Source organism: Streptomyces sp. NBC_01233 (assembly GCF_035989305.1).
Classification (GTDB): Bacteria; Actinomycetota; Actinomycetes; order Streptomycetales; family Streptomycetaceae; genus Streptomyces.
The window spans coordinates 3,247,647-3,259,215 of the sequence record NZ_CP108514.1 but is presented as its reverse complement, the minus strand read 5'-3'; the positions used below and the strand labels follow the sequence as shown (position 1 = coordinate 3,259,215).

Here is an 11,569-nt window from a genome sequence, read left to right as displayed (position 1 = left end):
CCGCAACGGGCGGGGGCCTCTGCCGTGTCCTTGACTGCATGGAACCGCGCGAACGGCCTCCCGGCGACGGTGGCGACGGATGCCTGGTGGGAGTCGTCAGGATCCCCGTCAAGATCGTCGCCGTACTCGTCGTACTGCCCGTACGAGTGGTCTGGGAACTGCTCGTCGCCCTGGGCCGGGCCGCGCACCGGCACGTCCTCCGGCCGCTGTACGTCCATGCCGTCGAGCCGGCGCTCCGGGTGCTCGGCCGGGTGCTGGCCACCCTGCTCAAGCTGGTCCTCGTCTGGCCGTGGGTCGGGCTGTGGCGGTACCTGCTCACCCCGGTCGGGCGGGGCCTGGCCTGGCTGGGCCGCGGCGCGTACGCGCACCTGCTCGCTCCGGCCGGGCGGTTCCTCACCACCTGTGTGTTCCGTCCGCTCGGGGCGGCGCTGGCCTGGGCCGGCCGGGGCGGGCTGCGGTACCTGCTCGCCCCGCTCGGCAAGGCGGTGGCCTGGGTGGTCCGGGCCCTGGCCGTGCTCCTGTTCGTGTGGCCGTGGGTCGCGCTGTGGCGGTACGTGCTCGTGCCCGTCGGCCGCGGCCTCGCATGGCTGGCCGCGGCGGCCCACCAGTACGTGCTCACCCCGATCGGACACGGCCTCGCGTGGCTGGCGGTGGCGCTGTACCGGTACCTGTTGCGGCCGGTCGGACTCGGCCTCGCGTGGCTGGCGGTGGCGGCCTACCGGTACCTGCTGCGGCCCGTCGGACCCGGCCTCGCCTGGCTGGCGGTCGCGCTGTACCGGTACGTGCTCACCCCGGTCGGGCAGGTCCTCCTCTGGGCCTGGCACGTGGCCGGCCGGATCGCCGGAGCCCTGTGGCGCGGGCTCAAACGGGTCGGCTGGGTGCTGGTCGGCTGGCCCGCGTCCCGGGTGTACCGGCACGTGCTGACCCCCGCCGGCCACGCGGTCCGCGAGGTCTGGCGCACCGGCCGCGCCGCGGTCAGGGAGGCGCGGGCCGCCGTACGGCAGGCGCTGTTCGGTACTCCTCCCGTGGAACCGGCGAGGTCACGGGCGCGTACTCTGGGTAGTACGACAGCCGCAGGCAACACGCCCGCTCCCGAGATCTCCCTCCACGAACGGCAGGGGTGAGCCGGAGGCAGGGCGGGGCCGGCCGGTCCCACAGACGCTCAGGGCGACGCGCGAGCCGCGGAGCCCCGCACAAGGAGAAGAACCACTGGGCAAGCGACAGCCCGAAGGCCCGCCTCCCGCACCGGTGGTGCAGCGCATCCGACTGCGCTACACCAAGCGCGGCCGCCTCCGGTTCACCAGCCACCGAGACTTCCAGCGCGCCTTCGAGCGGGCCCTGCGCCGCGCCGAGGTGCCGATGGCCTACTCGGCCGGCTTCACCCCGCACCCGCGCGTCTCGTACGCGAACGCCGCCCCGACCGGGACCGGCAGCGAGGCCGAATACCTGGAGATCGCCCTCGCCGAGCCCCGCGACCCCGAGAAGCTCCGCGAGCTGCTCGACGAGTCGATGCCGACCGGGCTCGACATCATCGACGCCGTCGAGGCCCGCACCTCGGGCCTCGCGGACCGGCTGACCGCCTCCGTGTGGGAGCTGCGCCTGGACGGCGTGGAGCCCGCCGAGGCCGAGCGGGCCGTGACGTCCTTCCTCGCCGCCGAGACCGTGGAGGTGCAGCGACGTACCAAGAACGGGATGCGGACCTTCGACACGCGCGGCGCCGTCGTCTCTCTCGAAGCCCTTCCCGCCCCGGCTGATAGGCCGCTGGACAATGCCTGTGCGATACTGCGGCTGGTTGTTCGGCATCTGACACCTGCCGTGCGACCCGACGACGTCCTGTCCGGTCTCCGAGCTGTGGCCGACCTGGCGCCGCCGGTCCCCTCAGCGGTGACCAGGCTGGCGCAGGGGCTCTTTGACGAGGAGTCCGGCACGGTGACCGACCCGCTCGCGCCCGACCGCGAGGCTGACACGGCCGCCCCACCCACGGCCGCCGTAGCAGCCGACGCGAAGGCGCCGGAAGGTCCCGCCGCGTAGGGATCGTCGTCGTCGCGCAGCCCTGGCACTCGGGAGCCACCTGGGTCGGGCCGCGCACTGACCTGAAGACTTCCGCCAGGCCGTACGGACAACACGTACGGAACCGGCGGCCATGGACTACAGCTCCCGTGTGGCGAACGCGCCCCGGAGGCCGGTTCCGCGCTCATTACGCGGAGCCGAGCCGGACCGGAAGTCAGCCGCGGCGCCCGGGAGCGTGACGGGAGAACCGCCCGCAATGCTCAACAACGAAAACGACACCACCGCAGGTAACGCCGACAGCGGCAGCCCCAGCGACAACCTGCCGCCGCGCAGGCGTCGCCGCGCCGCTTCCCGGCCCGCCGGCCCGCCCGGCGGGACCACCGCAGAGGCGACCCCGGCCACGGAGGACGCCCCGGCCGACTCCCGGGCGAGTGAGGCGGAGGCCGCTCCGGCCGCCGCCCCCGCACGTCCCCGCCGCCGCGCGACCCGCGCCGTGGCCGCTCCCGAGACGCCGGCCGAGGCCGTCGTCGAGGCCCCCGCCGCCGCGGCTCCCGCTGCCGTCCCGGTCACCGAGGAGCCCGCCGCCGCTCCGGCTCCGCGTGCCCGTCGCCGTGCCACGCGCGCCGTGGCCGCCCCGGAGGCTCCGGCCGCCGAGGCCGCGCCCGTGGTCGAGGAGGAGGCCCCGGCCGCTCCCGCTCCGCGTGCCCGTCGTCGTGCCACCCGCGCCGTGACCGCTCCGGCCGCCGAGTCCGCCGCCGCTCCGGCTCCCGTGGTCGAGGCCGCGCCGGTGGTCGAGGAGGAGGCCCCGGCCGCTCCGGCTCCGCGTGCCCGTCGCCGTGCCACGCGCGCCGTGGCCGCCCCGGAGGCTCCGGCCGCCGAGGCCGCGCCCGTGGTCGAGGAGGAGGCCCCGGCCGCTCCCGCTCCGCGTGCCCGTCGTCGTGCCACCCGCGCCGTGACCGCTCCGGCCGCCGAGTCCGCCGCCGTCGTCGAGACCCCGGCCGCCGAGGCCGAGCCGGTCGTGGAGGAGGCCCCCAAGGCCGCCGCCCGCGCCTTCACGGTCGCCGACGCCCTGGACTCCCCGAAGCGCGGCGGCCGCCGCCGCGCCACCCGCTCCACCACCGCTCCGGCCGCCCCCGCGCAGCCCGCCGCCGAGACCGAGGCGCCCGCCGCCCCGGCCCGCGCCCGCCGCGCCGCGCGCCCCGCCGTCGCCGTCTTCCAGGCCCCGGTCTTCGCCGAGCCGATGTTCCAGACCCCCGAGACGGCCGCCATGGCCGCCGCGGCCGCCCGCGCCGCCGCCCCGGCCGACGAGGTCGAGGAGGAGGAGGAGACGGAGGTCGAGGCCGAGGTTGTCCAGACCCCCGCCCCGCAGCCCGCCGGTCGCCGCCGTCGCCGTGGGCGCGGCGCCGCCGAGTCCGCCCCGGCCGCCGAGTCCGTGCCGGTCTCCCTCCCCGAGGTTCTCGCCGAGGAGGAGCCCGAGGCCGAGCTCGAAGAGGAGTCCGCGGAGTTCGAAGAGGGCGACGAGTCGGGCGAGCGCCCGTCGCGCCGTCGTCGCCGCGGTGGCCGTCGCCGCCGCCGCGGTGAGGCCGCCGACCTCGACGAGTCCGCCGAGGAGGAGGCCGAGGCAGAGGCCGAGTCCGCCGAGCAGGAGGCCGACGAGGAGGAAGAGGACGAGGCCGAGGAGGCACTCGGTTCCAGCTCCAGCCGCCGTCGCCGCCGTCGCCGTCGCCGTAGTGGCGACGGCGCCGCCGAGGCCGCCGAAGCGGGCGACGAGGACGGTGTCCGCACCGTCGTCAAGGTCCGCGAGCCGCGCCCGGCCCGTGAGAAGGCCGAGCCGTCCGACGAGGTCCAGTCCATCAAGGGCTCGACCCGCCTGGAGGCGAAGAAGCAGCGCCGCCGCGAGGGCCGCGAGCAGGGCCGCCGCCGCGTCCCGATCATCACCGAGGCCGAGTTCCTGGCCCGCCGTGAGGCCGTCGAGCGCGTCATGGTCGTCCGCCAGTCGGGCGAGCGCACCCAGATCGGCGTCCTCGAGGACAACGTGCTCGTCGAGCACTACGTCAACAAGGAAGAAGCCACCTCGTACGTCGGCAACGTCTACCTGGGCAAGGTCCAGAACGTGCTGCCGTCGATGGAGGCCGCCTTCATCGACATCGGCAAGGGCCGCAACGCGGTCCTGTACGCCGGTGAGGTCAACTTCGAGGCGCTCGGCATGGCCAACGGGCCGCGCCGCATCGAGTCCGCCCTCAAGTCCGGCCAGTCGGTCCTCGTGCAGGTCACCAAGGACCCGATCGGCCACAAGGGCGCCCGCCTGACCAGCCAGGTCTCGCTGCCCGGCCGCTACCTGGTCTACGTGCCCGAGGGCTCGATGACCGGCATCAGCCGCAAGCTGCCCGACACCGAGCGCGCGCGCCTGAAGACCATCCTCAAGAAGATCGTCCCCGAGGACGCGGGCGTCATCGTGCGCACCGCCGCCGAGGGCGCGAGCGAGGACGAGCTGCGCCGCGACGTCGAGCGCCTGCAGGCCCAGTGGGAGGACATCCAGAAGAAGTCGAAGCAGATCTCGACCTCATCGCCGAGCCTGCTGTACGGCGAGCCGGACATGACCGTCCGCGTCGTGCGCGACATCTTCAACGAGGACTTCTCGAAGGTCATCGTCAGCGGTGACGGCGCGTGGGAGACCATCCACGGCTACGTGAACCACGTGGCCCCGGACCTGGGCGACCGGCTGTCCCGCTGGACCTCCGAGGTCGACGTCTTCGCGACGTACCGGATCGACGAGCAGCTCGCCAAGGCGCTCGACCGCAAGGTGTGGCTGCCCTCGGGCGGCTCGCTTGTGATCGACAAGACCGAGGCGATGATCGTCATCGACGTCAACACCGGCAAGTTCACCGGTCAGGGCGGCAACCTCGAAGAGACCGTCACCAGGAACAACCTGGAGGCGGCCGAGGAGATCGTGCGCCAGCTGCGGCTGCGCGACCTGGGCGGCATCGTCGTCATCGACTTCATCGACATGGTCCTGGAGTCCAACCGCGACCTGGTCCTGCGGCGCATGCTGGAGTGCCTGGGCCGCGACCGTACGAAGCACCAGGTGGCCGAGGTCACCTCGCTGGGCCTGGTCCAGATGACCCGCAAGCGGGTGGGCCAGGGCCTGCTGGAGTCCTTCTCCGAGACCTGTGTCCACTGCAACGGCCGCGGTGTCATCGTGCACATGGAGACGCCGACCGCGATCGGCGGCGGTGGCAACGGCAAGCGCTCGAAGCGCCGCGGTGGCCGTGGCGAGTTCGACCAGCACGACCACGAGGTCGAGACGGTCGACACGGAGGGCTTTGAGTCCGAGGCGGAGGTGGCTGCCGAGGCCGCCGCCCCGCGTGCGCTGCCCGAGCCGGAGTTCGTCGCGGACGAGGAGCTCTACGGCAGTCCGGCCGAGGCCGAGGCCGCTGCGGGCCTGAGCAGCCGTCGCAACCGGCGCCGCGCCACCCGCAAGGCGACCGCTCCGGCGGGCGCCCCGCGCGGTGCGGCCGCTCCGGCGCAGGCCCCGGCCTCCGGGGCCGGGACCGAGCCGGTGACCGAGCCGGCCGACACGGTGCTGGTGCCCGAGCCCGAGCCCGTGGCCGAGGTCGTCGCGGAGCCGGTGGCGGAGGAGGCCCCCAAGGGCCGTACCCGTCGCCGTGCGACCCGTAAGGCCACCGCCCCGGCGGGCGCCCCGGCCCCCGTGGCCGAGGTGGCCCCGGAGCCGGTCGTCGTGCCGGAGCCCGAGCCCGTCGTCGAGCCCGAGCCGGCCGTCGTCGAGCCCGAGCCGGTGGCCGTGGCCGAGGAGGCCCCCGTGGCGGAGGCCGCACCGGCCCGTCCGCGCCGGCGTGCCACCCGTAAGGCCACCGCGCCCGCCGGGTCCCCGGCAGGCGCGGCAGAGGCCGCCGTGGTGGTCGTCGAGGCCGCTCCGGCGACCGAGGCCCCGGAGCCCGTCGAGGAAGCCGCACCGGCCGAGGAAGCCGCACCGGCCGAGGAGGCCGCACCGGCGAAGAAGGCCGCACCGGCGAAGAAGGCCGCCAAGAAGGCTCCGGCCAAGAAGGCGACCACGGCGAAGAAGGCCCCGGCCAAGAAGGCGGCGGCCGCCAAGAAGACCGTGGCCAAGAAGGCGGCCACGACCAAGAAGACCGTGGCGAAGCGGGCGACGAAGAAGACCGCGGCGGCGGAGCAGCAGACGCTGCCCTCCGTCTCGGCTCCGACCGAAGCCTGATCCGCTCATGACCGTGGGCCCCGCCGAGCGGCGGGGCCCACGGCCGTGCGGGGCCCGGTTTGACCCTCCGGAACCGGCCCCGTAACCTAGACCGTCGGCGTGTCTTGGACGAATCCGTCCAGTGTGCGCCGCGCTTCTGAGCACCTTCCTCCCGCTATTCCGCGCGCAAGCGCTGTATGGGAGAGGCCGCTCGTCCAATCCGGATCAGCGTGGGCCCCGGCCCGCCTGAGCGGCTGGCTTCAGGAGCATCCGTCCCGAGTGAGAGAGAGATCCGCGTGTACGCCATCGTGCGCAGCGGTGGTCGCCAGCACAAGGTTGCTGTCGGCGACATCGTTGAGGTTGACAAGATTTCCACTGCCAAGGTTGGCGACACGGTCGAGCTCTCGACCCTGCTCGTTGTCGACGGCGACGCCGTGACCAGCGACCCGTGGGTCCTGGCCGGCATCAAGGTCCAGGCCGAGATCGTGGACCACCACAAGGGTGCGAAGATCGACATCCTTCGGTACAAGAACAAGACCGGCTACCGCCGTCGCCAGGGTCACCGCCAGCAGTACACGGCGATCAAGGTCACCGGTATCCCCGCGGCTGCGAAGTAAGAGGGACTGAGACATGGCACACAAGAAGGGCGCATCGTCCACCCGGAACGGGCGCGACTCCAATGCCCAGCGGCTCGGCGTGAAGCGCTTCGGCGGTCAGGTCGTCTCCGCCGGCGAGATCCTCGTCCGCCAGCGTGGCACCCACTTCCACCCGGGTTCGGGTGTCGGCCGTGGTGGCGACGACACGCTGTTCGCGCTGCAGGCGGGTGCCGTGCAGTTCGGCACGCACCGTGGCCGCAAGGTCGTCAACATCGTTCCGGCCGCCTGATCCAGCTTCTGCTGATCAAGCGTTCGTAACTTCCCGAGGGCGGATCTCAGCTCTTCCCGGCGTCAGCCGGGAAGAGAGGTCCGCCCTCGGTGCGTTGGTACGTACAGACGTTTTAATGGACAGCAAGGCCTGTCCGGGACATTCCCGCATGTAACTGGAGGAACAACCATGACCACCTTCGTGGACCGCGTCGAGCTGCACGTCGCCGCGGGTAACGGGGGCCACGGCTGCGCCTCCGTTCACCGGGAGAAGTTCAAGCCGCTCGGCGGCCCCGACGGCGGAAACGGCGGCCGCGGCGGCGACGTCATCCTGGTGGTGGAGCAGGCGATCACCACCCTGCTCGACTACCACCACAGCCCCCACCGCAAGGCCACCAACGGCAAGCCCGGCGAGGGCGGCAACCGTTCCGGCAAGGACGGCCAGGACATGATCCTGCCCGTGCCGGACGGCACCGTCGTCCTCGACAAGGAGGGCAACGTCCTCGCCGACCTCGTCGGCCAGGGCACCACCTACGTGGCCGCCGAGGGCGGCCGCGGCGGTCTCGGCAACGCGGCGCTCTCCTCTGCCCGCCGCAAGGCGCCCGGCTTCGCGTTCCTCGGCGTCCCCGGCACCACCGGCGACATCGTCCTGGAGCTCAAGACCGTCGCCGACGTGGCGCTGGTCGGCTTCCCGAGCGCCGGCAAGTCCTCGCTGATCTCGGTGCTCTCCTCGGCCAAGCCGAAGATCGCGGACTACCCCTTCACCACCCTCGTCCCGAACCTGGGCGTCGTCACCGCCGGCTCGACCGTCTACACGATCGCCGACGTCCCCGGCCTGATCCCCGGCGCCAGCCAGGGCCGTGGCCTGGGCCTGGAGTTCCTGCGCCACGTCGAGCGCTGCTCGGTGCTCGTGCACGTCCTGGACACCGCCACCCTGGAGTCCGACCGCGACCCGATCGCCGACCTCGACGTCATCGAGGAGGAGCTCAAGCTCTACGGCGGCGGCCTGGAGAAGCGTCCGCGCCTCGTCGTCCTGAACAAGGTCGACATCCCGGACGGCCAGGAGCTCGCCGACATGGTCCGCCCGGACCTGGAGGCGCGCGGCTACAAGGTCTTCGAGGTCTCCGCGGTCGCCCGTACGGGCCTGAAGGAGCTGTCCTACTTCCTCGCCGAGGGCATCGCCAAGGCCCGCGCCCGCAAGCCGAAGGAGGAGGCGACCCGCATCGTCATCCGTCCGAAGGCCGTGGACGACACCGGCTTCACCGTCACCTACGACGAGGTCGAGGACGTCTACAACGTGCGCGGCGAGAAGCCGGAGCGCTGGGTCCGCCAGACCGACTTCAACAACGACGAGGCCGTCGGCTACCTCGCCGACCGCCTCAACCGCCTCGGCGTCGAGGAGGCGCTCAGGAAGGCCGGCGCCCGCGCCGGTGACGGCGTGGCCATCGGCTCCGACGAGAACGCGGTCGTCTTCGACTGGGAGCCGACCGTGATGGCCGGGGCCGAGATGCTGGGCCGCCGCGGCGAGGACCACCGTCTGGACGCCCCGCGTCCGGCCACCACCCGCCGCAAGGAGAAGGACGCTCAGCGCGGGGACTCGGCGCAGAAGGAGTACGACGAATTCCGGCCGTTCTAGTCCCCTTCCGAGGGAATCTGCCCCGGAGGGTTTGAAGGCGCCTTTATGTGGGTCGCCTAGGATCCTTCGGGTGAACAGCAGCAACCTCCCCACGGTCTCCGTCGTGGTCATCGCGTACAACGACGCCCGGCTCGTGGGCGAGGCCGTCTCCTCGGCCCTCGCCCAGGGCCCGGTGGTCGCCGAGGTCATCGCGGTGAACGACGCCTCGTCCGACGGCACCGCGCGGGTGCTGGACGAGCTGGCGGCCGCGCACCCCCGCCTCAAGGTCGTGCACCGCACGGAGAACAGCGGGGGGTGCGGCACCCCCCGCAACGACGGGATCGCGGTCGCGTCCGGGAAGTACGTCCTCTTCCTGGACAGCGACGACGTGCTGCCACCGGGTGCGGCCGACGCCCTGGTGCGCACCGCCGAGGAGCACGGCGCCCCCGTCACCGTCGGCGCGGCGGTCCGGCGCGAGCTGCCCCAGCACCACGACGTGCCGTGGATGCCCGGGCTCTACACGCCCGGCGACGTCATCGAGCGGCCAGCGGACCGGCCCGAGCTCGTCCGCGACACCCTCTGCGTCAACAAGCTCTACGACCGCGCCTTCCTCCAGGAGCACGGCCTGCGCTTCCCCGACGGCCGGTTCGTCTACGAGGACTTCGTCTTCACCGCGCGCGTCCTGGCCGCGGCCCCCCGCATCGCCGTCACCGGCGACCTCGTCTACGTCTGGCACGTGCGGCGCAGCGCCGCCCAGGTGTCGATCTCCCTGGACCGCAAGGACGTCGGGAACTGGCGCGCCCGCGTCGAGGCCCACCGCACGGCCGCCCGGACCCTCGCCGCCGCCTCCCCGGAGCTGGGCAGCGCCTGCCAGGTGAAGTTCCTGGAGTACGACCTGCGCATGTACCTGCGCGAGCTCGGCAAGGACCCCGGGTACCAGGCCGACTGGTGGACCCTCACCCGCGAGTACCTCGACACCTTCGCCGAGGCCGACATCGAGTCCGCCGCCGCCCACGCCCGCTGGATCGTACGGGTGCTGCGCGCCACCGCGACCCCGCCCGCCGACGTCGGCCGGCTCACCCGGCTGGCCGCCGAACCGCCGCGGCTGCTGCCCCCGTACGCGGTCGGCCCCACCGGCGCCCCGGTGTGGAGCGAGGAGCTCCCGGTGGAGCTGGACGGCCTGGCCGGGCTTCCGGTCGCCGAACTGCCCGTCACCGTCGACGCCGAACCGGCCGGCCGCGGCGCCGTCCGGGTCCGCCTGCACGACCTGTACGGGCGCCTCGCCGAGGCCGGACCCCGGACCGTGCAGCTGAGCTTCATGCCGCGCGCGGGAGCCGAGCCGGTCCTCGCCCAGCCGGTCGAGCTGCGCCCCGACCGCAGCGGCGGCTGGATCGCCGTGCTGCCCTTCCGCCTGGCCGACCTGGCCGTCACGGGCCGCCGCCAGGGGCTGCGCAGGATGCAGGCCTGGAACGTCGGGGTGCGCGTGGAGTGCGCCGACGGGAGCTCGGTGTTCACCTCCCTGCGCCCCGGGGGCAACCTGCTCCGCCGCCGGGCCCTGCCCAGCAGCCGGTACGGTGTTCTGCTGGCGCAGCCCTACCGGACGGGGGCCGGCGCTCTCGCGCTGCGCCTCGCACCCGGCGCCGAGGGCGCGCTGTACCTCGTGCGCAACCGCCTCCACCGGGCCCGGGCAGGCCGCGGGGCGGGCTGACGGCCGCTTCCACACCGCTGCGCTTTTCCCCACCGAAGTCGGACAGGACCAAGGAGATACACATGACGTTTCTGATCACCGGTGGCGCCGGTTACATCGGCGCGCACGTCGTCCGCGCGATGCTGCTCGCGGGGGAGAAGGTCGTCGTGCTCGACGACCTCTCCACGGGCAAGGAGGACCGCGTCCCGGAGGGCGTCCCGCTGGTGGTCGGCTCCGTCCTGGACCGGCTGACGCTGGAGAAGACCATCCGCGCGCACAAGATCACCGGCGTGGTGCACCTCGCGGGCAAGAAGCAGGTCGGCGAGTCCGTCGAGAAGCCGCTGTACTACTACCACGAGAACGTGCACGGCCTCACGGTCCTGCTGCAGGCCGTGGCCGAGGCGGGCGTCCGCAACTTCCTCTTCTCCTCCTCCGCCTCCGTCTACGGCATGCCCGACGTGGACCTGGTCACCGAGGAGACCCCGTGCGCGCCGCTGAGCCCCTACGGCGAGACGAAGCTGGCCGGCGAGTGGCTGGTGCGCGCCGCGGGCAAGGCGCACGGCATCTCCACGGCCTGCCTCCGCTACTTCAACGTGGCGGGCGCGGCGACCCCTGAGCTCGCCGACACCGGCGTCTTCAACCTGGTCCCGATGGTCTTCGAGCGCTACGACGCCGGCGAGGGCGCCAAGATCTTCGGTGACGACTACCCGACCCCGGACGGCACCTGCATCCGCGACTACATCCACGTCGAGGACCTCGCGGAGGCCCACGTGGCGGCGGCCCGCAAGCTCGCCGAGTGGGGCGCGGCCGGTGAGTACAAGGACCTCACCGTCAACATCGGGCGCGGCGAGGGCGTTTCGGTGGCCGAGATGGTGGCGCTCCTGAACAAGAACACCGGGCACGACTACGCGCCGGTGATCAGCCCCCGCCGCGCCGGCGACCCGGCGAAGGTCGTGGCCTCGGCCGACAAGATCACCAGCGAGCTGGGCTGGAAGGCCCGCCACGACGTCCGCGAGATGGTCACCTCCGCCTGGGCGGGCTGGGAGGCCAACAAGGCCGCCCGCACGGACCGCCACAAGGACGTCCACAAGGCCTGACCGGCCGGCGAAGGCCGTCTGCGAAGCCGCCCGCCCCGGATGTGTCCGGGGCGGGCGGCTTCGTGCGTCGCGCGGCGGAAGCGG

At 73.3% G+C, this 11,569-nt stretch carries 8 protein-coding genes; all 8 read left to right on the top strand.

Going from position 1 to position 11,569, the window contains the following annotated elements; translation table 11 throughout:
* The first annotated feature begins 38 nt into the window (after window positions 1-38).
* The gene (locus tag OG332_RS15305; protein ID WP_327414002.1) at window positions 39-1,124 is read left to right on the top strand and encodes a hypothetical protein; all 1,086 of its coding nucleotides are present in this window, start codon (window positions 39-41) and stop codon (window positions 1,122-1,124) included.
* Between the two features lie 127 nt (window positions 1,125-1,251).
* Window positions 1,252-2,031 (top strand): TIGR03936 family radical SAM-associated protein, encoded by a 780-nt coding sequence (locus OG332_RS15300; protein ID WP_327414001.1) that lies wholly within the window; start codon window positions 1,252-1,254, stop codon window positions 2,029-2,031.
* A 235-nt stretch (window positions 2,032-2,266) separates the two neighbouring features.
* On the top strand, window positions 2,267-6,244 hold the full coding sequence (locus OG332_RS15295) for an Rne/Rng family ribonuclease (protein ID WP_327414000.1): 3,978 nt from the start codon (window positions 2,267-2,269) through the stop codon (window positions 6,242-6,244).
* 275 nt (window positions 6,245-6,519) lie between these two features.
* A complete protein-coding gene (gene rplU / locus OG332_RS15290) occupies window positions 6,520-6,840 on the top strand; it encodes a 50S ribosomal protein L21 (RefSeq protein ID WP_008738952.1) in 321 nt (106 codons plus the stop codon).
* Between the two features lie 13 nt (window positions 6,841-6,853).
* Complete coding sequence (gene rpmA, locus OG332_RS15285; protein WP_030027134.1) at window positions 6,854-7,108, top strand: 50S ribosomal protein L27; 255 nt, start codon at window positions 6,854-6,856, stop codon at window positions 7,106-7,108.
* A gap of 168 nt (window positions 7,109-7,276) precedes the next feature.
* A complete protein-coding gene (gene obgE / locus OG332_RS15280; protein ID WP_327413999.1) occupies window positions 7,277-8,722 on the top strand; it encodes a GTPase ObgE in 1,446 nt (481 codons plus the stop codon).
* Between the two features lie 70 nt (window positions 8,723-8,792).
* On the top strand, window positions 8,793-10,409 hold the full coding sequence (locus OG332_RS15275; RefSeq protein WP_327413998.1) for a glycosyltransferase family 2 protein: 1,617 nt from the start codon (window positions 8,793-8,795) through the stop codon (window positions 10,407-10,409).
* Between the two features lie 62 nt (window positions 10,410-10,471).
* Window positions 10,472-11,485, top strand: coding sequence for a UDP-glucose 4-epimerase GalE (galE, locus tag OG332_RS15270; protein WP_327413997.1), 1,014 nt, complete (start codon window positions 10,472-10,474; stop codon window positions 11,483-11,485).
* The last annotated feature ends 84 nt before the right edge of the window (window positions 11,486-11,569 follow it).

What these genes read in the sequence shown, in the direction of transcription:
- galE (WP_327413997.1), top strand. Translation starts at nt 10,472, where the DNA reads ATGACGTTTCTGATCACCGGTGGCGCCGGTTACATCGGCGCGCACGTC.
- obgE (WP_327413999.1), top strand. Translation starts at nt 7,277, where the DNA reads ATGACCACCTTCGTGGACCGCGTCGAGCTGCACGTCGCCGCGGGTAAC.
- OG332_RS15305 (WP_327414002.1), top strand. Translation starts at nt 39, where the DNA reads ATGGAACCGCGCGAACGGCCTCCCGGCGACGGTGGCGACGGATGCCTG.
- rpmA (WP_030027134.1), top strand. Translation starts at nt 6,854, where the DNA reads ATGGCACACAAGAAGGGCGCATCGTCCACCCGGAACGGGCGCGACTCC.
- OG332_RS15295 (WP_327414000.1), top strand. Translation starts at nt 2,267, where the DNA reads ATGCTCAACAACGAAAACGACACCACCGCAGGTAACGCCGACAGCGGC.